Below are 19,678 nucleotides of genomic sequence, written 5' to 3' on the forward strand. Positions count from 1 at the left end.
CGTACGAGCTGAGAGCATAGGTGGCGACCGACGCGAACAGGGAGGGACTCATGCCCGAGGGTGGGGCGTCCATATCGAAGACCGCGCAGGGGGCCGCGACCGGGACGGAACCCCCCGACCTCACATCGCACCGCCGCACCGGGCTCCTGGTCACCTTCCTCCTCGGCAGCCTGACCGCCGTACCGCCCCTGGCGATGGACATGTACCTCCCGTCGCTGCCGGAGGTCACCCGCTCCCTGCACGCGCCCGCCGCGACCGTCCAGCTCACCCTCACCGCCTGCCTGGCCGGCATGGCCCTCGGGCAGCTCGTCGTCGGGCCGATGAGCGACCGCTGGGGGCGCCGCCGCCCGCTGCTGGCCGGGCTCGCCCTCTTCGTCGTCGCCACCGTCCTGTGCGCGCTCGCCCCCACCGTCGAACTCCTCGTCGCCTTCCGGCTGGCCCAGGGCCTCGCGGGCGCCGCCGCGATCGTCATCGCCCGGGCCGTCGTGCGCGACCTCTACGACGGCATGGCCATGGCCCGCTTCTTCTCCACCCTCATGCTGATCTCCGGGGTCGCACCGATCGTGGCGCCGCTGATCGGCGGGCAGGTGCTGCGCGTGACGGACTGGCGGGGCGTGTTCGCCGTCCTCACGGTCGTCGGCGTCCTCATCGGCGTCCTGGTCTGGACGAAGCTCCCCGAGACCCTGCCGCCCGCCGAACGGCACAGCGGCGGCGTCGGCGAGGCCCTGCGCGCGATGCGCACCCTTTTGGCCGACCGCTCCTTCGCCGGCTACACGCTCACCGGCGGCTTCGCCTTCGCCGCCCTCTTCGCCTACATCTCCGCGTCTCCGTTCGTCATCCAGGAGATCCACGGCGCCTCCCCGCAGACGTTCAGCCTGCTGTTCGGCCTCAACTCGATCGGGCTGGTCGTCGTCGGCCAGATCAACGGCAAGGTCCTGGTCGGCCGGGTCAGCCTGGACAAGGTGCTGGGCGTCGGCCTGGCGATCGTCATCACGGCCGCGACCGCGCTGCTGCTGATGTCCCTGGGCGTGTTCGGCGAGGTCGGGCTCGCGCCCGTGTCCGTCGCGCTGTTCGTGCTGATGTCCGCGATGGGCATCACCCTGCCCAACACCCAGGCGCTCGCCCTGATGCGCACCCGGCACGCCGCCGGCTCCGCCTCCGCCCTGCTCGGCACGTCCTCCTTCCTCGTCGGGGCGATCGCCTCCCCGCTGGTCGGCGTGGCCGGGGAGGACACCGCCCTCCCGATGGCCGTCGTCCAACTGGCCGCCGCACTGGTGGCGCTGGCCTGCTTCGTGGGAATGTGCCGACCCTGGAGGGCCCGCGCGAGTGTGGAGGGAGCGGACCGCTGAGCGCACCGAGACTGCGCGACGGCACGCCGGAGCGGGCCGGACTCGACCCCGCGGAGCTGCGTCACCTCGTCCGTGAAGTCCACGTCCTCACCACCGGGCGGCGTCCCTGGGCACCGGGCGCGGTGCTGGTCGTGGGCCGCGGCCCGGTCATCGCCGTCGAGGAGGCGGCGGGCTGGGCCGTCCGCTACGCGGCCTACGACGAGACCACCGACGCCGGTGTGGAACTGCCCCCCGAGGAGCGGGTCCCGATGACCGTCGGCACCCCCTTCGACCTGGCGTCCCTGACCAAACTGTTCACCGCGGTCGCCGCCGTGCAGCAGATCGAGCGCGGCACGCTGGGCATCGACGCGAAGGTCGGCGCGTACCTGCCCGACTTCACGGCGGCGGCCCGGCACGGCATCACCGTCCGCCAGCTCCTCACCCACACGTCTGGGCTGCGCCCCGAACTCCCCCTCTACGACTGCGCCGACGACGCCGAACGCCTGGCGGCCCTGCGCTCGGAGGCCCCGGTCGGAGCACCCGGCACCCACCGCTACTCCGACCTCAACATGCTCCTCCTCCAGCACGTCCTGGAACGCCTCACCGGCCGCACCCTCGACGTCCTCATCCACGACGGCATCACCCGGCCGCTCGGCATGACGGCGACGGACTTCGGGCCGTGCCCCGGGGCGGCGGCGACGGAGGACCAGCGGCGGCCCTGGGCCAAGGCGGACCGGGGCATGCTGCGGGGCGAGGTGCACGACGAGAACGCCTGGGCGCTCGGGGGAGTGGCGGGCCACGCGGGCCTCTTCTCCACGGGCCGCGACCTCGCGGTGTTCTGCCGCACCCTCCTCGCGGGCGGCTCCTACGGCCCCGCCCGCATCCTCGGCCCCGACTTCGTCGAACTCCTCTTCACCCCACCGGGCCTCGGCTTCACCCTCGACCAGCCCTGGTTCATGGGCGACCTCGCGGGCCGCGGAGCGGCGGGCCACACGGGCTTCACGGGCACGTCCCTGATCCTCGACCCGGCGACGGACACGTTCCTCATCCTCCTGACGAACGCAGTCCACCCCCGCCGAAGACGCCCGGACAACGCCCCGAGAGCAGCGGCGGCGACCCGGGTGGCGAGGGCTGTGCGTTGATTGCGCTCGCGAGAGTCAACGGCATTGCGCAATAGGCAGGATGCTCGAACATCAGACCGGGATGTAACGGTTCAGTCCGTCTTCTCTACGTGCCTCGCATGATGTGACTCCGAGGGGCAATAGGGATCGGTAGGATCACCTGCCCGGTGGACTCCTCGCGATATGAATGAGCGGCGGCATCGGGCTTCAAGTCGGGCAGTATTCAAGGAATAGGGGTGGGGGCCCATGGTGAGCAGATGGCGCGCGCGCAGGAATGCGCCTTTCGCCTGGCACTCGGATATCGCCACGCACTTCCCCGATTGTGATCAGGTCATGAAAAGAGTCCTGGTCACCAACCAGAAAAGGTCGCGCTTCCTGGGGCGGTCGTCCGCGATCTGGTTCCGCCTCGTCGGGGGCATCGAAATCATCCTGGGCGTCACCCTGCCGCTCTTGTTCGTCTATGACCAGACCAGCACGAACACGGGCCTGCTGGCCACGGTCAGCGTGGTGGTCGCCGTAAGTGCAGCCCTGAAGTCCTTCTTCGGCTGGCAGAACAGCTGGGGAACGTACAGGAGTCAGAGCATCCTTCTCGCGTCGATTCTGGGGGAGTGGGAACTGGAGCTGATCGGCCTGATCTACGGTGACTCGGCCAACAAGCAACTGGATGCGCTCGACAAGACGCGTGAAGCCGTGAAGCAAATCTTCAGCACGCTCAATCAAGAGCACGAAGCGTTCTTTTCGGCTATCCAGTCACCTGAAAAGGTGGTCGAGGCGATCAGGCGCAGCAAGCAGAACCCCGGCCAGGCCGCTCTCCCCTAAGACGGCCCGCCGGCTCCACCAACCGGGCCACCTGCTCGGTGAATTGCAAGCGTCTCCCCATCAGCGCAGGATCCCAGGGAGAGCGCGCTGCTTCGCCGCTACCTTTGCCCGTTCCCGTTCCGCTCCCGGATCGCGATTCGGGCCAGCTTCGTCAGCATCATGCCGTTGCGGACCGCGACCAGGTAGTCGACGGGGAGGCCGTGCATGCGGGTGCCGGGGCCGCGGAGGGGGTGCCAGTCCAGGGTGAACAGGGTGTGGCCGCCCCAGGGGAGCAGGTGCATGGCGATGCGGGCCGCGCCGAACGGGTCGGCCTTGGCCTCCAGTTCCAGGCGGCGGCCCGGCTTGCAGATGCGGACGACGCAGGTGTCGTCCAGGGTGAGGGGCCCCGCCCCGACGCGGACCTTCAGCCGGGCGCCCTCGGCGGGCCAGTGCGCGTCGGCCGCGAGGATCCGGCGCGTACCCGTCACCCACTCCCCGTAGCGGTGGCCGTCCGACAGCAGGTCCCAGACCTCCGACGGCGAGCTCAGGATGAGACGGCGGTTCCGGGCCATGGGCACACTCCGGGGGCAGCGGGGCAGCGGGGCAGCGGGGCAGCGGGGCAGCGGGGCAGCGGGGCTCGACGTGGGAAGGGGTTCCAGCGTGCTGCGCGGCAGGCCGCGTGCGCAGTCCGGCGGGGCCGGACGGGGGAGTCCGGCGGCGGCGGGACGAGGGAGTCCAGCGGGTCGGACGGGGAGTCCGGTGGGGGCCGGGCCCCTCGTAGAATCGCCGGGTGAACGTCCCCGTGCCCGCTGCCGACTCCCTCCGCGCCGCCCTCGCCGGTCTGCTCGACGGGCTGCCGCCCCGGCAGGCCGCGCAGGCCGTGGAGCGGCTGATCAGCAACTACCGGGGCACCACCCCGACCGACGCGCCGATCCTGCGGGACCGGGCCGACGTCGCCGCGTACGCCGCCTACCGGATGCCGGCGACGTTCGAGGCGGTGCGGTCGGCGCTGGCGGCGTTCGCCGGGGCCGCGCCCGGATGGACGCCCGGATCGCACACCGACGTCGGCGGCGGCACGGGCGCCGCGGCCTGGGCTGTGAGCGCCACCTGGGAGGGGGAGCGGCCCGTCACCGTGCTCGACTGGGCCGAGCCGGCCCTCGCACTCGGCCGGGAGATCGCCGCGGACCGGCCCGCCCTGCGCGACGTCCGCTGGCAGCGCTCCCGGATCGGAGCGGCGCTCTCCCTGGAGAGCACTGATCTCGTCACCGTCTCGTACGTCCTCAACGAGCTGACCGCCCCCGACCGCACCGCCCTCGTCGACGCCGCCGCGGCCGCCGCCCAAGCCGTCGTGATCGTCGAACCCGGCACCCCCGACGGCTACGCCCGGGTCATCGAGGCCCGCGACCGGCTGATTGGCGCCGGCTTCCGCATCGCCGCCCCCTGCCCGCACAGCGCCACCTGCCCCATCGCCCCGGGCACGGACTGGTGCCACTTCTCCGCCCGGGTGAGCCGCTCCTCCCTGCACCGCCAGGTCAAGGGCGGCTCCCTCGCCTACGAGGACGAGAAGTTCAGCTACGTCGCCGCCGCCCGCTTCCCCGTCGAACCGGCGCCCTCCCGGGTCGTGCGGCGCCCCCAGATCCGCAAGGGCCAGGTCCTGCTGGACCTGTGCGAGACGGAGCCGTCCCTGCGCCGCGCCACCGTCACCAAACGCCACGGCGACCTCTACAAGGCGGCCCGGGACGCCGACTGGGGAGACCCCTGGCCGCCCGCCACCCCCGCCGGCTGAGTCGGCCCAGCCGCTCGGCGCGCGGCAACGCCGACCGACGGGTCCCGCCCCGGGAGGATCCCGCCCGAGGGGCGCTCTCACCCCGGGCGGGAGCCGACCGACGAGTCCAGGTCCCGCAGGATCCCGCCCCTGCAGGATCCCGCGCGCCAGGGGGCGCCCTCCCTCCGGACCGGGAGGCTCACGAGGAGCCCTCTTGTGCGCTGCCCTCCTGTCGTTGCTGCTGCCGTTTCTCCTGGAGCTTGCGCAGCAGTTCCCGCTTCCGGGCCTGCGGATCGAGTCCGCCGCCGACCCGGCCGCCCCGGCCGCCGCCCCGCAGGGCCTCGCGGCCGAGGTTCCTGCGCGAACCGCCGACTCCCAGCATGTTTCCGGCTCCACCTCGGGCCATGTCGGGCTCACTCCTCACACCACAGATGGAACGAGACGGTTCGTCTCGCAATGACCCCTTCACTCTCCGCGAGACGCTCCGTCTTGTCAACCTGATAAATTCGACCCATGTCCGCCCAGAGGTCAGCCCAGCCCGCCCCCGGCAAGTCCGCCCCCGACTCCACCCGCCGCAGCGAGAAGTCCCGCCGCGCCATCTACGACGCCGCCCTCGCCCTCGTCGTCGAGGTCGGCTACCCGAAGACCACCATCGAGGGAATCGCCGCCCGCGCCGGCGTCGGGAAGCAGACGATCTACCGGTGGTGGTCGTCCAAGGCGGACGTGCTGATGGAGGCCTTCCTCGACCTGGCCGAACGGTCCCAGCAGGAGGCCTCGGCGGAGCCGGTGTCGTACACCTTCCCGGACACCGGGGACATCGCCGCCGACCTCAAGACCGTCCTGCGCGCCACCGTCGACGAACTGCGCGACCCCCGCTTCGAGGCGCCGTCCCGCGCGCTGGCCGCCGAGGGCGTCGTCAACGAGCAGCTCGGGCGCGAGCTCGTGGCCAAGCTGCTGCAGCCCTCACTCGACCTGTACATGGACCGGCTGCGCGCCGCGCAGGCCGCCGGGCAGGTCCGGGAGGGCCTCGACCTGCGCATCGCGCTGGAGTTCTTCATCTCCCCGCTCGCCCAGCGCTGGCTGCAGCACACCGGCCCGATCTCCCACGAGTACACCGACACCCTCGTCGACTACGCCCTTCACGGCCTCGCGCCCCGCTGAGCGGCCCGGGCCAGCCGCCCCGGCGCGTCCGTGATCACCCCGTCGCAGCCCAGCGCCAGCACCCGGTCCCGCTGCGCGTCGGTCACCACCGTGTGCGCCCACACCCGCGGGATCCCCGACCGCACCGCCCGCAGCAGGTCCGCGTCACGCGCCCGGTGGTCCACGTCCAGCAGATCGACGAACGACCGCCAGCGCTCGGGGCGGTCCGTACGCAGCTGCTCCGCCGAGCGCCACACCTGCGCGAGCAGGCCGAGGTGGTGCGCGCGCCGGGCCACCTCGGGGTCGTTGGAGTTCACGAACACCGAGCGGGCCAGGCCCCGGGCCCGGATCAGGGCGGCCAGCCGGTCCAGGGCCCGCGGGTCCTTCGCCTCCAGCATCAGCACGATCCGGCCGCCGAAACGGTCCAGCACCTCGGCGACCGTCGGCGGCCGCTCGGACCGCCAGCTCCCGGGGAGCCGGTCCTTCGGGCGCAGCCGTACGCCTTGCCACTCCTGCGCGTCCAGGCCGTGCACCGCGCCGCCCAGGTAGGTCGTGCGGTTCAGGGTCTCGTCGTGGAACACCACCGGCGTGCCGTCGCGCAGCAGCCGGGTGTCGAAGTCCAGCACCTGCGCCGTCCCGCGCTCATAGGCCGCCATCAGGCCCGTCATGCTGTTCTCGGGGACCTCGCGGGCGCCGCCGCGGTGGGCGACGTAGGTGATCCGGGGCAGTGCCGCCACGGTCAGCGGTCCGGCGCCCCACTCCAGCGGGGCCGGGGCGCGGCCGGCGGGGCCCGTGAGGACGAGCGGGACCACGGATGCCGCGGTGGCCAGGGCCGTCAGCGCGATGCTTGTGACCATGGCGAACACGGTAGGACGCCATGTCCTGGCAAAGCGGGCAATGACACCCGATGGCCGGGCTGCGCCCCCTTTCGTCCCCTGGCATATGCCTCGCCCGCCGGTGCGCGTCTCGCCCCACCGGTCCACGTCTCGCCCCACCGGTCCGTGTCTCGGCCCTCATGCCCCGGATGTGGGCACTGGCCCCCCGGTGCGCGGGAAGATGGGACCATAGGGCATGCTGTTCCGCACGACGGCGAGGCGAGGGGATAGATGAGCGCGGAGTTCGGCGGCCGGACCGGCCTGCAGGGCAAACTCACCCAGTGGCTGCGCGCGGGGCGCCGGCCCAAGGAGACCGCCGGGGACGGCGGCCGTGAGGCCCTGCTGCTCGCCGCCGCCGGCGCGGGGCTGCCGCTCGCGCCCGCCGCCCACCCGGCCGGGTACCGCTGCTCCTGCGACCGCGTCGGCTGTCCCACCCCCGCCCGGCACCCGGTGTCCTTCGCCTGGCAGACGCAGTCCACCACCGACCGCGCCCAGGTCGAGCGCTGGGCCCGCCATCAGCCGCAGGCCAACTTCATCACCGCGACCGGCATGGTGCACGACGTCCTCGACGTGCCCCTCGACGCCGGTCGCGCCGCGTTGGAGCGGCTGCTGGCCGAGGGCGTCGAGGTCGGGCCGGTCGCCGAGAGCGACGACGGACGCATGCTCTTCTTCACCCTCACGCGCGGTACGCCCGAGGACGAGGACGAGTGGTGGCCGTGCGAGCTGGACTGCCACCCCGAGACGATGGACGAGCACCCCGGGCTGCGCTGGCACTGCCGCGGCTCCTACGTCCTCGTACCGCCGGCGCGGCTGCCCGGTGAGGACCAGTCGGTGCGGTGGGTGCGCGGGCCCGAGCACGCGCTGCCCGATCCGCTGAGCCTGCTGGAGGTGCTCACCGAGGTCTGCGCGCGCTACGCCGGTGAGGAGAGCGACCAGCGGGCGGCCTGGCCCCTGCGGCACTGAGCACCCGCCGCACCCGCCCGGCCGGCCGCGCTACGAACCCTCCGCCGCCGTCAGGCCCTGGATCCGGCCCAGGATCGTCACCTTGCCCGGGCCCTTGGGGTCCAGCGCCACCTCGTTGGAGACGAACTCCATCGTGAGGGACTGCTTGATCTCGCCCTTCGTCAGGGCCTGCACGTCCTTGTTGGGCACGGGGACCGAGGTGCCCGCGGCCGCCGTCTGCTTCTCGTAGTGGCGCGTGGTGAAGAACACCAGCGCTCCGCCGTCCGTCGTGCGCAGGGCCAGCGGCGCGTAGTCGCCGTTCGTCAGCGGCTCGTCGATGTACTGGGTGACCAGGCCCGGCTTCTTGGCGTTCTTCTGGCGCAGGGTGCGCCACTGGGTGGTGTGCGGGCCGTCCGCGAAGGTCTCGCCGCCGTCCTTCAGATACGTGGTGTAGCTCCGGCTCAGCTCGCCCGGATCGGCGGCCAGACCGGCCGACTTCACGGGGACGGACTCGGCCCAGCCGTCCGCGTCCTTCTCGAACTCCGGGACCTTGCCCGGCGCGACGAGCGTCAGGTACGCCACCTGGAACGGGGCGTCGAGGCTGCTGCGGGTGAACACGAGGAGCCAGCGGGCGCTGCCGCCCTTGTTGCCGGCGGCGTCGACGAGGAACCAGCGGGGCCAGCCGGCCTTCTTGGGGATGGTGAACTTCGCGTCCGTCAGCTTCAGCGGGGTGTGGTTCGGGTTGCCGTCCGGGTTGTTCGCCCTGCCGGCCTTCAGCCGGGCCGCGTCGATGTCGGCGAGGGCGCCCGTGGTGTGGTCGGCGTCCAGGGCGGCGTCGTAGGCCCTGTCGGCCTTGTTGTAGGCGGCCGTGAACTGCCGGAGGGCCTCGGCGGCTTCGGCGCGGGTGGTGGACGGGAGGATCTCCCGTTCGCCGTGCACCACGACGCAGCCACCGGCCGTCAGCGACAAAGCGGTCACTGGCGCTGCTATGAGGGCGCTCCGGGCGGACCTGCGGAGCGTTCGAGGGTCGCGATCCCTGCTCATCGGGTTCCTTCACCTTCCCCTTTCCGGAGGCGAACCCTACCGGGTGCCTCCGGCGGCCGGGCCGGGGCGGGGCGGTGTGGAGGACGGCGGACCCCGTCGCCCTCAGGCCCGGTCGCCCACCGCTTCCCGGGCGGTCCTGGCCGGGGCGAAGAAGAGGGCCAGGGTGGGCACCAAGTAGAGAAGCCACACCGTGACTTGGAGGATCGTCGGGTCGGGCTGGAAGTTGAGGATGCCCTTCAGCAGGGTGCCGTACCAGCTGTCCGGCGGGATCGTGCCGGAGATGTCGAAGGCCTTGTCGTTGAGGCCGGGCAGGAAGTCGGCCTCCTGGAGGTCGTGGAAGCCGTACGCCAGGACACCCGCCGCGACCACCACCAGCATGGCGCCGGTGTACGTGAAGAACTTCGACAGGTTGATGCGCAGGGCGCCCCGGTAGAACAGCCAGCCCAGCAGGACCGCTGTCAGCAGGCCCAGGGCGACGCCCAGCAGGGGACGCGGGGTGCCGTCGCTCGCCGCGTGGACCGACGCCCAGACGAACAGGGCCGTCTCCAGGCCCTCCCGGCCGACCGCGAGGAACGCCGTGGCGACCAGCGCGCCGGTGCCCATCGCGAGGGCGGCGTCCAGCCGGCCGTGCAGCTCGGACCTGAGGTGCCGGGCCGTGCGGCGCATCCAGAACACCATCCACGTCACCAGGCCGACCGCGAGGATCGACAGCGAGCCGCCGAGCGCCTCCTGCGCCTGGAACGTCAGCTCCTGCGAGCCGAATTCGAGGGCGCAGCCGAAACCGAGCGCGAGCGCCACGGCGACGCCGATGCCCGTCCAGATCGGCTTCAGCGCGTCCCTGCGGTCCGTCTTGACGAGGTAGGCGATGAGGATGCAGACGACCAGGCTCGCCTCCAGACCCTCGCGCAGACCGATCAGGTAGTTGGAGAACACGGGCCTAGGCCTCCTCGGAGAACAGCGTCCGGCCCCACCAGTCGTCCTGGTCGCGGACGCCCGGCGGGACGGCGAAGAGCGCCGAACCGACGTGCTGGATGTACTCGTTGAGCGCGTCCGCCGCCAGGTTGCGCTGGATCGGGATGAACCCCTCGCGGACGTCGCGCTGGTAGGCCAGGAAGAACAGGCCCGCGTCCAGGCGGCCCAGGCCGTCCGTGCCGTCGGTGAAGGAGTAGCCGCGGCGCAGGATCGTCGCCCCCCGGTTGGCGTCGGGGTGCGCCAGCCGCACGTGCGCGTCGGGCTTCATCGCCTTCAGGAACGGCTCGTCGCGCTCCTTGGCCCTGCCCACCGGCGCACCCTCGCCCTTGTCGCGGCCGAAGATGTCCTCCTGCTCCTGCAGCGAGGTGCGGTCCCAGGTCTCGATGTGCATGCGGATACGCCGGGCGACCAGGTAGCTGCCGCCCGCCATCCAGGCCGGGCCGTCCTTCTCGCCCACCCAGACGAACTTCTTCAGCCGGTCCGTCTCCGTGCCCGCGATGTTGCGCGTGCCGTCCTTGAAACCGAACAGGTTGCGCGGGGTCTGCCCCTCGGGCGTCGTCGAGGACGTCTTGCCGAATCCGAGCTGCGACCAGCGGATGACGACCTTGCCGAAGCCGATGCGGGCCAGGTTGCGGATCGCGTGCACGGCGACCTGCGGGTCGTCGGCACAGGCCTGGATGCACAGGTCGCCCCCGCTGCGGGCCTTGTCCAGGTTGTCGCCGGCGAACTTCGGCAGGTCGACCAGGGCTTCGGGGCGGCGGTCCGCGAGGCCGAACCGGGTGAACAGGCTCGGGCCGAAGCCGATCGTCAGGGTCAGCCGGGAGGGCTGAAGGCCCAGCGCCTCGCCCGTGTCGTCCGGGGGCGCCTCGGCCAGGCCGCCGTAGGCGCCCTCGCCGACGGTCCGGCCGGCCGTCATGCGCCGGGCCGCCTCCGTCCAGTCCTTCAGCAGCCCGGCGAAGGCCGCGCGGTCCTCGGTGGTCACGTCGAACGCGGCGAAGTGCAGGCGGTCCTGCACCGGGGTGGCGATGCCCGCCTGGTGAGGTCCGTGGAACGGGATCGCCGTGCCGGCGGCCGGCGTGGCGGCGTCGTCGTCCGTGCGGGCGATCGCCACCGCGCCCCCCGCCGCCGCCGCGCCGAGCGCCAGGCCCGCGCCGCCCCAGCCGAGCAGCGAACGCCGGGAGGGAGAAGGTCCGTTGGAGTCCGTCATGGTGGGGTCCCGGTCACTTGACGACGGCCGCGGCGAGCTTCGACAGCGGCTCCGCGAGGGCGTTGACCGCGTCCGAGAGATCCTTGCGGTCCGCCTTGCCGACCTTGTCGTAGGAGGTGAAGTCGTACGAGCCGGCGTTCGGGCGGTACCGGTCGAGAAGCCCGTTCAGCGCGGCGAACTGCCGGTCCAGCTCGGCGACCAGGTCCGCGTCGTTCTCCCGGGCGACCGGCTTGAGCAGGTCGTACGACGTCTGCGCGCCCTCCACGTTGGCCTTGAAGTCGACGAGGTCGGTGTGCGAGTAGCGCTCCTCCTCGCCGGTGACCTTGCCGGTGGCGACCTCGTCGAGGAGTTCCTTGGCGCCGTTGGCCATGGAGGTGGGGGTGATCTCGGCCGTGCCGACCCGCTTCTGCCAGTCCTTCAGGTCCTTGACGAGCAGACCGGCGAGCTCCTTCTCGCGGTCGCCGATCTTCCCGTCCTGCCAGAGGGCCTTCTCCAGGCGGTGCCAGCCCGTCCAGTCGGTGGCGGGGTCCTGGCCGTCCTCCAGGCCGTCCTCGCGGACGTCGACCTTGGGGTCGATGTCGCCGAAGGACTCCGCGACCGGCTCGGTGCGCTCCCAGCCGATGCGGGACGGGGCGTAGGCCTTCTTCGCCGCCGCGACGTCGCCGGCCTGGACGGCCTTGGCGAAGGTCTCGGCGAGCGGCAGCGTCTCGTCGGCCTGCTGCTGCACGTACGCGCGGTACGCGGCGACGGCCTTGTCCAGGCGCGGGTCGCGCTCGACGGTCTTGCCGCCGGTGGCCTTGACGGCCTGGCGGATGCCCTTGCCCTTCATGCCGGGCTTGCAGGCGATCTGGTAGTCGCCCGCCTTCACCTCGGCGGTGACGCGCTGCTTGGTGCCGGGGCCTATGTTCTCCCGCTCGGTGACCACGCGGTCGTCGGGGAAGAGGACGTAGACCTCGGTGACCTTGGAGCCCTTGTTCTCGACGGCGAGTTCGACGTGCCCGGCCGGGAACTCCTTCTTGGACACCTCGCACTTGTCGTCCGTGGCCGTCACGTTGATCACCCGGTCGCCGTCCTGCGCGCCGCTCTTCTCGGTGCAGCCGGAGACGGCGGTCAGGGCCGCCGCGGCGGCGAGGAGGACGGAGGCTGGTCGGACGGATCGCATGAAGGCTCCAAACAGGAAGGTGAGGCTCACCTAAGCCACATAAGAATTACCTAAGTGACTCAAAATCGCTGCCATGGAGCAGTCAAGGGACGGTCAAAGCTCCCGCCGCGGGGTGATCGGCAGGGCACCGGGCCGGAGCGGCCGTCCGGGGTGGGCGGCCCGTCGGCCGTCCGCCCCCGCCGGTGCTTGAATGCCCCCGTGACTGACTACGACGTGCTCCGCGTCTTCTGCGGGCCGAACGGTGGGTACGGCAACGAACTCGGTGTCGTGCGGGAGGGGTCCGTCCTGCCCGGTCCGGATGACCGTCAGGCGTTCGCCGCGAAGCTCGGGTTCAGCGAGACCGTGTTCGTCGACGACCCCGAGCGGGGCGTGATCGACATCTACACGCCGACCCTGCGGCTGCCCTTCGCCGGGCACCCCTGCGTCGGCACGGCCTGGCTGCTCGACGTGCCCGAACTGGTGACACCCGCCGGGGTGGCCGGGGCGCGGCAGGACGGGGAGTTCTGCTGGATCGAGGCCCGGGCGGACTGGGTGCCGCCGCGCACTTTGCGGCAGTACGGCAGCGCCGCCGAGGTCGACCGACTGCCCGTGCCGCCGCCGGGGGAGTGGGTGTACGCCTGGGCGTGGGAGGACGAGCCCGCCGGACGGGTACGGGCCCGTGCCTTCCCCGGCCGGGACGACGGCATCGACGAGGACGAGGCGACCGGGGCGGCGGCCCTGCTGCTCACCGACCGGCTGGGCCGGGCCCTGAACATCACCCAGGGGGCGGGCTCGCAGATCCTCACCGCGCCCCAGCCGGGCGGCTGGACCGAGGTCGGCGGCCGGGTGCGTCTGGAACGCTGACCCGTGCGGCGCGCGCCCGTACGGGTGGAACAGCGTGTGTGCGCGGCGCCGAACGGGGACCAGTGGGCGTGACCAAGCACCACCGCGAGAGGACTCTCATGCGCATTCGATCCGCTCTGGCCGTAGCCGCCCTGACCGTCGCCGTCACCGCCACCGGCGCGGCGACCGCCGCCGCCAACGACGACGGCCGGGACTACCGCGACGGCCACCACGTGGCGTGCAGCCCGTACTTCGGTGAGCTCGAGGCCGAGACCGCCGAGATGGAGTGGGGCGGCGCGGTCTGTCACAACGGCCCGTTCGACATCTGAGCCGGGGCCGGCTCTCCTCCCGAGACGGATCCGGGGCCCCCTCGCCGTGTGCGAGGGGGCCCCGCCCGTCGTCCCGGGCGGCTCACGCCGACAGCGGGAACTCCTCGCCCAGCGCCAGGAACACCCCGTTGTTCAGCTCGTAGGCCCGCTTGCACTCGGCCACGATCCGCTGCCGCTCCAGTTCGTCCCCGGGCACCGCGTCCAGCAGCTCCCAGTAACCCCGCTTGAAGGCGGCCGGGTTGGGGATCTCCTCGAAGACGTAGAAGCGGACCCCGTCGCCCTTCTTGGCGAAGCCCCACGTCTTCTCGGCCGTGTCCCGGATGATCTGCCCGCCGGAGAGGTCGCCGAGGTAGCGGGTGTAGTGATGGGCGACGTAGCCGGCCGGCCAGTCGCGGGCGCACTCGGTGATCCGTCCGGCGTACTCCAGCGTGGCCGGCAGCGCGCCGATGGCCGACCGCCAGCCGGGGCCGCGCAGGTACTCCAGGTCCTGCTCCAGCGCCGCCGTGCGGAACAGTTCCGGGCGGACGAACGGGCCCGCCACCGGGTCCCCGGCCAGCCGCTCGGCGGCGGACTCCAGGGCCTGGTACACGAACCACAGCTGCTCCGTGTAGCGCGCGAACGCGTCGACCCCCAGTTTGTGCCCCAGCAGGTCACTCAGGAAGGTCGAGCCCCTGACCTCCTCGTGCTGCTCGCGGGAAGCGGTCCGGATGAGGGTCGAGAAGGATTCCATGGGCCCACTTTCTATGGTTAGGGTTACCTAAGTCAATGCCTTGCCGACCGGTTGTCGGTAAACTTCCCGACGCCTTGTCGGGAAAAACCTCCGGTCAGGCAAAGAGGCGCGGTCACGGCAAAGAGGCCCGGGCACGCCGACGGCCCGCCCTCCGGGGAGAGCGGGCCGTCGGCGGGGGTGCGGCGGGGGCTACGGCAGCGTGAGGATCTCCGCGCCCGACTCCGTCACCACCAGGGTGTGCTCGAACTGGGCCGTCCGCTTCCGGTCCTTCGTCACGACCGTCCAGCCGTCGTCCCACATGTCGTACTCGTGCGTGCCGAGCGTCAGCATCGGCTCGATCGTGAACGTCATCCCGGGCTGGATGACCGTCGTGGCGTGCGGGCTGTCGTAGTGCGGGATGATCAGGCCCGAGTGGAACGACGAGTTGATGCCGTGACCCGTGAAGTCCCGCACCACGCCGTAGCCGAAGCGCTTGGCGTACGACTCGATGACCCGTCCGATGACGTTGATCTGCCGGCCCGGCTTGACCGCCTTGATCGCCCGGTTCAGGGACTCCCGGGTCCGCTCCACCAGCAGCCGCGACTCCTCGTCGACGTCCCCCACGAGGTAGGTGGCGTTGTTGTCGCCGTGCACACCGCCGATGTACGCCGTCACGTCCAGGTTGACGATGTCGCCGTCGCGCAGGACGGTGGAATCCGGGATGCCGTGGCAGATGACCTCGTTGACGCTGGTGCACAGCGACTTCGGAAAGCCCCGGTAGCCGAGCGTCGAGGGGTAGGCGCCGTGGTCGCACATGTACTCGTGCGCCACCTTGTCCAGTTCGTCCGTGGTCACCCCGGGGGCGATCAGCTTCGCGGCCTCCGCCATCGCCCGGGCGGCGATCCGGCCGGCGCGGCGCATCGCCTCGATCGTCTCGGGCGTCTGCACCTCCGGTCCGGTGTACGGCGTCGGCGCGGGCTTGCCGACGTACTCGGGGCGGCGGATGTTTCCGGGCACGGAACGGGTGGGGGACAGCTCCCCCGGGACGAGCAGCGACTGGCCAGACATGCCAGCGAGTCTAACCAGCGCCCATGGGGGAACATGTCGATGGCGAGAGGAGCTGGTCATGGCCCTGTTCAAGAAGCGGACGGTCGGCAAGCCGGGCGAGTGGTACTACTGCCTGGAGCACAAGAAGGTCGAGGAGGGGCCCGACTGCCCGGGCAAGGACCGCTTCGGCCCGTACGCGAGCCGCACCGAGGCCGAGCACGCGATGGAGACCGCCCGCGAACGCAACCTCCAGTGGGAGAACGACCCCAAGTGGCACGACGCCCCCGCGGGCGGCCGCGAGGAGAGCTGACCCACCGCACGCCCGGGGCCGCCGCCCCGGGCGTCCGTTCGCGTCACGGCCCGGGCCTCACCAGCGGGCCGGCGGCGGAGCCGTCAGGTGTTCCGCCAGTCTCGACACCCGGTCCCGCAAGCGGCGCCGCCCCCGCGGAGTGGGCAGCGCGTTCTCGCCCGCCGCCGCGCTGACCAGGTGCTGGACCGTGTCCAGGTCGAGCTCCGAGCCCGCCGGGACGGCCAGGGTCTCGTGCGCCACCGCCGGCAGCTCGCCCCGGTCGGGGCCGAGGGCCAGGACCGTCGCCCCGGCGCGGCGGGCGTCCGACACCCGTTCGAGCAGGGGTGCGGCAGGCCCCTCGGGTGACACCACCAGCAGCGTCTCGCCCCGCCGGGCCGCCTCCAGCCGGCCCAGGCCCACCGCCAGGTGCGCCGGATCCGAGGGGCGTGCGTCATGCCGTACCAGCGTCGGGGCCAGCTCCGGGGTGCCCGACCACGCGGCCTCGTCCACCAGGTGCGCCGCGAGATGCCACGGCTCGTACGCGGGCGTGCCGACGAGCAGCAGACCGCCCCCGTGCGACACCACCGACCCGCGCAGCGCCCTGGCGAACCGCCGGGTGGCGCCCAGCCACTCCGTCCCGGCGAGCACTTCCCGCAACAGTGCGACCCGTACCGCGTCCATAGGCCCGCATCCTGCCCGAACCGGCCGGTCGTGACGCGGAGTTCACCGCGCATTCGCCCGGCCTGGGTAGGCGGCCCGGTCACGCATTCCGTCGTCGAACGCCCGGAGGAGCCCCGCCGATGACCGAGACCAGCGTCCCCTTCCGCGCCGGCCGGGAGGGATACGCCAGTTTCCGCATCCCCGCCGTCGTCGCCACCGGCAGCGGCACCCTGCTCGCCTTCTGCGAGGGCCGGGTCGGCTCCCGGGACGACTTCGGGAACATCGACATCGTGCTGAAACGCTCCACGGACGGCGGCCGCACCTGGGGCCCGCTCCAGGTCGCCGCGCGCAACGGCGACGCCCTCGCCGGCAACCCGGCCCCCGTCGTCCTCGGCACCGGCCGCGTCCTGCTGGTCCATGTGCGCAACGCCGCCCGGGCCACCGAGGACGCCATCCGGCGCGGCAGGGTGGCCGCGGCGGACGGACGCCGTGTGTGGGTGCGGCACAGCGACGACGAGGGCCTGACGTGGTCGGCGGCGCGGGAGATCACCCGGGAGACCAAGAAGCCCCAGTGGCGCTGGTACGCCACCACCCCCGGCCACGCGATCCAGCTGAGCACCGGCCGGGTCGTCGTCCCAGCCAACCACTCCCTGCCGCCCACCGGCACCGACAACGGCACGGAGGGCCGGTACGACGGCGGCCACTGCCTGCTCAGCGACGACGACGGCGCCACCTGGCGGATCGGCTACGTCGACGACAACCCCGACGGCCACGTCAACGCCAACGAGACCACCGCCGCCGAACTCCCCGACGGGCGCGTCTACTTCAACACCCGCAACGACTCCCCCTCGCCCGGCACCCGCGCCGACGCCCACTCCGCCGACGGCGGCCGGAGCCTGGTGAAGCCCTTCCGCCCGCAGGCCGGCCTCACCGCCCCCGTCTGTCAGGCCGCCGTCCTCCAGCTCCGCGACCCCGACGTGCTGCTGTACTCCGGGCCCGCCGACCCGGGCTTCCGCGCCCTGATGACGATCCGCGCCTCCACCGACGGCGGCACCACCTGGCGCCCGGCCCACACCGTGGACGGACTGCCCGCCGCCTACTCCGACCTGGTCCGCGTCGACCCGGACACCGTGGGGCTGCTGTACGAGACCGGCGACTTCGGCGCCTACGAGACGATCACCTTCCGGCGGGTGCCGGTGGCGGAGCTGACCTGAACCGGTCGGGGCAGGGCCGCGGCCGTAGAGTCGGGGCCATGACCTCTACCGACAGTGCTGCCACCGACATCGCCCAGAAGGCCCCCGCCAAGGACCCCTGGGACCTGCCCGACGTCTCCGGACTCGTCGTCGGGGTGCTCGGCGGGACCGGGCCGCAGGGCAAGGGCCTCGCCTACCGGCTCGCCAAGGCCGGGCAGAAGGTGATCATCGGCTCGCGGGCCGCCGACCGCGCGCAGGCCGCCGCCGAGGAGATCGGCCACGGCGTCGAGGGCGCCGACAACGCCGAGACCGCGCGCCGCAGCGACATCGTGATCGTCGCCGTGCCCTGGGACGGCCACGGCAAGACCCTGGAGTCCCTGCGCGAGGAACTGGCCGGCAAGCTCGTCGTCGACTGCGTCAACCCGCTCGGCTTCGACAAGAAGGGCGCCTACGCCCTCAAGCCCGAGGAGGGCAGCGCCGCCGAGCAGGCCGCCGCGCTGCTGCCGGACTCCCGGGTCACCGCCGCCTTCCACCACCTGTCGGCCGTGCTGCTGCAGGACCCGGAGATCGACGAGATCGACACCGACGTGATGGTCCTCGGCGAGGTCCGCGCCGACGTGGAGATCGTCCAGGCCCTCGCCGGGCGCATCCCCGGCATGCGCGGCATCTTCGCCGGACGGCTGCGCAACGCCCACCAGGTGGAGTCGCTGGTGGCCAACCTGATCTCCGTGAACCGCCGCTACAAGGCGCACGCGGGGCTCCGGGTCACCGACGTATGAGCCGATGGGGGACACTGGACGGCACAGCAGTGCCCGAAGTGTCCCCCGACAGGAGTCGACCGAGATGCCCCGCCTTGCCCTCTACGCCCTGATCGTCTGCGTCCTCTCCGTGGCCGCGGCCGTCGTCTCCTTCACCCGGGGCAGCTTCCTGGGGATCGTGTGGGTGCTGCTGGCGGGCCTGTCGTCCAACATGTGCTGGTACTACCTCAAGCGCGCCAGGCAGCAGAAGTCCGCCACGGGCTGAGTCGTCAGGGCGCGGCCGAGCAGAACTCGTTCGAGCCCTGCCAGAAGCGGTACAGCTCCTGGCCGCAGTACGTCTCGACGTCGCTGATCCCGAGCGACTTCAGGATCGCGTCGATCACGTCGAAGAACACGCCGTTCACGGCCGGCAGCCACAGCAGGGCGAACACGAACAGCAGGCCGAACGGCGCGAACGGCTCCACCTGGCGCCGGACGTTGTACGACAGCCACGGCTCGATCACGCCGTAGCCGTCCAGTCCGGGCACCGGCAGGAAGTTCAGCAGCGCGGCCGTCACCTGCAGCAGCGCCAGGAACGCCAGCGCGAAGCGGAAGTCGTTCGGCACCCCGTCCAGCGCGTCCAGCCAGAACGGGGCCGTGCAGACCACCGCGAACAGCACGTTCGTCAGCGGGCCGGCGGCCGAGATCAGGCTGTGCCTCCAGCGGCCCCGGATCCGCCCGCGCTCGATGAACACCGCGCCGCCGGGCAGGCCGATCCCGCCCATGATCACGAAGATCACCGGCAGCACGATGCTGAGCAGCGCGTGCGTGTACTTCAGCGGGTTCAGGGTGAGATAGCCCTTCGCGCCGACCGAGATGTCGCCGCTGTGCAGGGCCGTGCGCGCGTGCGCGTACTCGTGCAGGCACAGCGAGACGATCCACGCCGCCGTCACGAACAGGAACACGGCGACCCCGGGCTGCTCGGCGAACCCGGTCCAGGTCGCCCACCCCGTGACCGCCGTCACGGCCAGGATCCCGACGAAGACGGGACTGATCCGCCGCTCACTGTGGCGGCTGGTGGCGGTGGTCATGGGACTCCCTGCACTCTCGAACACGCGATGGGACGCCCGACGGTACCGGGCCCGGGAGGAAAACGTCTCGCGCGGGGCGGCCGGTTCCGGGGAGGGTGGGTCCATGGGGCTCTGGCACGTGATCGACAAGGACTGGCGGACGCAGTGCTGCGGCACGCCGCCGACGGTGGACGACGAGGTGAGCCGACCCCTGCCCTCACAGGACCCGGCCCCCGAGAGCCAGAGCCTGCCCTCGGCCGACCTGGCGGGTCTGCCGGAGGGGCTGAGCGCGGTGACCGTGTGGCGGGGGCGTCGGCGTGGGTGAGCCAAATGGTGGGCGCACGCCCGGGGAGCGGGACCGGACGCGGCGCGCCACCGCGCCGGCTGCCCCCGGGACGTCCGCGGCCCGGTCGGGCGGCGCGGGGCCGGACCCCGCCGGGGCCGGGGCGCGGAGCCGGGCGCTGCGGG

At 72.4% G+C, this 19,678-nt stretch carries 24 protein-coding genes; 13 read left to right on the forward strand and 11 right to left on the reverse strand.

Going from position 1 to position 19,678, the window contains the following annotated elements; genetic code table 11:
• The first annotated feature begins 50 nt into the window (after nt 1-50).
• The 3 genes from CHR28_RS33450 (at nt 51) to CHR28_RS33460 (ending at nt 3,268) form a co-directional block, all read left to right on the forward strand.
• Nucleotides 51-1,349: a multidrug effflux MFS transporter gene (locus CHR28_RS33450; protein ID WP_094057481.1), complete on the forward strand. Its 1,299-nt coding sequence runs from the start codon at nt 51-53 to the stop codon at nt 1,347-1,349.
• Nucleotides 1,301-2,470 (forward strand): serine hydrolase domain-containing protein, encoded by a 1,170-nt coding sequence (locus CHR28_RS33455; RefSeq protein ID WP_094057482.1) that lies wholly within the window; start codon nt 1,301-1,303, stop codon nt 2,468-2,470. The genes CHR28_RS33450 and CHR28_RS33455 overlap by 49 nt, the downstream gene beginning before the upstream one ends.
• A gap of 225 nt (nt 2,471-2,695) precedes the next feature.
• Nucleotides 2,696-3,268: a DUF4231 domain-containing protein gene (locus CHR28_RS33460; RefSeq protein WP_094057483.1), complete on the forward strand. Its 573-nt coding sequence runs from the start codon at nt 2,696-2,698 to the stop codon at nt 3,266-3,268.
• Between the two features lie 98 nt (nt 3,269-3,366).
• Here the strand turns inward: CHR28_RS33460 and CHR28_RS33465 are convergent, their stop codons facing one another.
• Nucleotides 3,367-3,819 carry an SRPBCC family protein gene (locus tag CHR28_RS33465; protein ID WP_094057484.1) on the reverse strand — a complete coding sequence of 151 codons (453 nt, stop codon included), beginning with the start codon at nt 3,817-3,819 and terminating at the stop codon, nt 3,367-3,369.
• A 218-nt stretch (nt 3,820-4,037) separates the two neighbouring features.
• Between CHR28_RS33465 and CHR28_RS33470 the strand changes: the two genes are divergently transcribed.
• The gene (locus CHR28_RS33470) at nt 4,038-5,033 is read left to right on the forward strand and encodes a small ribosomal subunit Rsm22 family protein (RefSeq protein ID WP_094057485.1); all 996 of its coding nucleotides are present in this window, start codon (nt 4,038-4,040) and stop codon (nt 5,031-5,033) included.
• Between the two features lie 178 nt (nt 5,034-5,211).
• Here CHR28_RS33470 and CHR28_RS33475 read toward each other — a convergent pair whose 3' ends face one another.
• The gene (locus CHR28_RS33475; RefSeq protein WP_179272647.1) at nt 5,212-5,418 is read right to left on the reverse strand and encodes a DUF6243 family protein; all 207 of its coding nucleotides are present in this window, start codon (nt 5,416-5,418) and stop codon (nt 5,212-5,214) included.
• A gap of 107 nt (nt 5,419-5,525) precedes the next feature.
• Between CHR28_RS33475 and CHR28_RS33480 the strand changes: the two genes are divergently transcribed.
• Nucleotides 5,526-6,173 carry a TetR/AcrR family transcriptional regulator gene (locus tag CHR28_RS33480; protein ID WP_094057487.1) on the forward strand — a complete coding sequence of 216 codons (648 nt, stop codon included), beginning with the start codon at nt 5,526-5,528 and terminating at the stop codon, nt 6,171-6,173.
• Here the strand turns inward: CHR28_RS33480 and CHR28_RS33485 are convergent.
• Nucleotides 6,152-7,009, reverse strand: a complete 858-nt coding sequence (locus CHR28_RS33485; RefSeq protein WP_094057510.1) for a glycerophosphodiester phosphodiesterase — start codon at nt 7,007-7,009, stop codon at nt 6,152-6,154. The genes CHR28_RS33480 and CHR28_RS33485 overlap by 22 nt on opposite strands.
• A gap of 249 nt (nt 7,010-7,258) precedes the next feature.
• Here CHR28_RS33485 and CHR28_RS33490 point away from each other — a divergent pair, with 249 nt between their 5' ends.
• Nucleotides 7,259-7,990, forward strand: coding sequence for a bifunctional DNA primase/polymerase (locus CHR28_RS33490; protein ID WP_094057488.1), 732 nt, complete (start codon nt 7,259-7,261; stop codon nt 7,988-7,990).
• A gap of 30 nt (nt 7,991-8,020) precedes the next feature.
• On the opposite strand, the gene CHR28_RS33495 is transcribed toward CHR28_RS33490, so the two are convergent.
• From CHR28_RS33495 to efeO, 4 genes are all read right to left on the reverse strand, one after another.
• Complete coding sequence (locus tag CHR28_RS33495) at nt 8,021-9,013, reverse strand: hypothetical protein (protein WP_094057489.1); 993 nt, start codon at nt 9,011-9,013, stop codon at nt 8,021-8,023.
• Between the two features lie 102 nt (nt 9,014-9,115).
• Nucleotides 9,116-9,946, reverse strand: coding sequence for an iron uptake transporter permease EfeU (gene efeU, locus CHR28_RS33500; RefSeq protein ID WP_094057490.1), 831 nt, complete (start codon nt 9,944-9,946; stop codon nt 9,116-9,118).
• Nucleotides 9,947-9,950: 4 nt separating this feature from the next.
• Nucleotides 9,951-11,192 carry an iron uptake transporter deferrochelatase/peroxidase subunit gene (gene efeB / locus CHR28_RS33505; RefSeq protein WP_094057491.1) on the reverse strand — a complete coding sequence of 414 codons (1,242 nt, stop codon included), beginning with the start codon at nt 11,190-11,192 and terminating at the stop codon, nt 9,951-9,953.
• A gap of 13 nt (nt 11,193-11,205) precedes the next feature.
• The gene (gene efeO / locus CHR28_RS33510; protein ID WP_094057492.1) at nt 11,206-12,354 is read right to left on the reverse strand and encodes an iron uptake system protein EfeO; all 1,149 of its coding nucleotides are present in this window, start codon (nt 12,352-12,354) and stop codon (nt 11,206-11,208) included.
• A 198-nt stretch (nt 12,355-12,552) separates the two neighbouring features.
• On the opposite strand from efeO, the gene CHR28_RS33515 reads away from it, so the two are divergent.
• Both CHR28_RS33515 and CHR28_RS33520 read left to right on the forward strand, forming a co-directional pair.
• The gene (locus tag CHR28_RS33515) at nt 12,553-13,197 is read left to right on the forward strand and encodes a PhzF family phenazine biosynthesis protein (RefSeq protein WP_094057493.1); all 645 of its coding nucleotides are present in this window, start codon (nt 12,553-12,555) and stop codon (nt 13,195-13,197) included.
• Nucleotides 13,198-13,295: 98 nt separating this feature from the next.
• The gene (locus CHR28_RS33520; RefSeq protein WP_094057494.1) at nt 13,296-13,505 is read left to right on the forward strand and encodes a hypothetical protein; all 210 of its coding nucleotides are present in this window, start codon (nt 13,296-13,298) and stop codon (nt 13,503-13,505) included.
• Between the two features lie 82 nt (nt 13,506-13,587).
• Here the strand turns inward: CHR28_RS33520 and CHR28_RS33525 are convergent, their stop codons facing one another.
• Nucleotides 13,588-14,235 carry a biliverdin-producing heme oxygenase gene (locus tag CHR28_RS33525; RefSeq protein ID WP_094057495.1) on the reverse strand — a complete coding sequence of 216 codons (648 nt, stop codon included), beginning with the start codon at nt 14,233-14,235 and terminating at the stop codon, nt 13,588-13,590.
• 189 nt (nt 14,236-14,424) lie between these two features.
• Nucleotides 14,425-15,282 carry a type I methionyl aminopeptidase gene (map, locus tag CHR28_RS33530; RefSeq protein ID WP_094057496.1) on the reverse strand — a complete coding sequence of 286 codons (858 nt, stop codon included), beginning with the start codon at nt 15,280-15,282 and terminating at the stop codon, nt 14,425-14,427.
• Nucleotides 15,283-15,340: 58 nt separating this feature from the next.
• Here map and CHR28_RS33535 point away from each other — a divergent pair, with 58 nt between their 5' ends.
• Nucleotides 15,341-15,571, forward strand: a complete 231-nt coding sequence (locus tag CHR28_RS33535; RefSeq protein WP_094057497.1) for a hypothetical protein — start codon at nt 15,341-15,343, stop codon at nt 15,569-15,571.
• Nucleotides 15,572-15,628: 57 nt separating this feature from the next.
• Here CHR28_RS33535 and CHR28_RS33540 read toward each other — a convergent pair whose 3' ends face one another.
• Nucleotides 15,629-16,231 carry a hypothetical protein gene (locus CHR28_RS33540; protein ID WP_094057498.1) on the reverse strand — a complete coding sequence of 201 codons (603 nt, stop codon included), beginning with the start codon at nt 16,229-16,231 and terminating at the stop codon, nt 15,629-15,631.
• Between the two features lie 119 nt (nt 16,232-16,350).
• Between CHR28_RS33540 and CHR28_RS33545 the strand changes: the two genes are divergently transcribed.
• From CHR28_RS33545 to CHR28_RS33555, 3 genes are read left to right on the forward strand one after another with little or no spacing between them, the layout of a single operon-like run.
• Nucleotides 16,351-17,424 carry a sialidase family protein gene (locus CHR28_RS33545; RefSeq protein WP_094057499.1) on the forward strand — a complete coding sequence of 358 codons (1,074 nt, stop codon included), beginning with the start codon at nt 16,351-16,353 and terminating at the stop codon, nt 17,422-17,424.
• 38 nt (nt 17,425-17,462) lie between these two features.
• Nucleotides 17,463-18,182: an NADPH-dependent F420 reductase gene (gene npdG, locus CHR28_RS33550; protein WP_094057500.1), complete on the forward strand. Its 720-nt coding sequence runs from the start codon at nt 17,463-17,465 to the stop codon at nt 18,180-18,182.
• 4 nt (nt 18,183-18,186) lie between these two features.
• Nucleotides 18,187-18,426, forward strand: coding sequence for a hypothetical protein (locus CHR28_RS33555; RefSeq protein WP_179272648.1), 240 nt, complete (start codon nt 18,187-18,189; stop codon nt 18,424-18,426).
• 4 nt (nt 18,427-18,430) lie between these two features.
• Here the strand turns inward: CHR28_RS33555 and CHR28_RS33560 are convergent, their stop codons facing one another.
• A complete protein-coding gene (locus tag CHR28_RS33560) occupies nt 18,431-19,231 on the reverse strand; it encodes a site-2 protease family protein (RefSeq protein WP_094057502.1) in 801 nt (266 codons plus the stop codon).
• Between the two features lie 103 nt (nt 19,232-19,334).
• Between CHR28_RS33560 and CHR28_RS33565 the strand changes: the two genes are divergently transcribed.
• Complete coding sequence (locus tag CHR28_RS33565) at nt 19,335-19,535, forward strand: DUF6578 domain-containing protein (protein WP_094057503.1); 201 nt, start codon at nt 19,335-19,337, stop codon at nt 19,533-19,535.
• Nucleotides 19,536-19,678 lie beyond the last annotated feature (143 nt).

Origin of the sequence: Streptomyces sp. XY006 (assembly GCF_002237655.1) — a bacterium.
Taxonomy (GTDB): domain Bacteria; phylum Actinomycetota; class Actinomycetes; order Streptomycetales; family Streptomycetaceae; genus Streptomyces; species Streptomyces levis.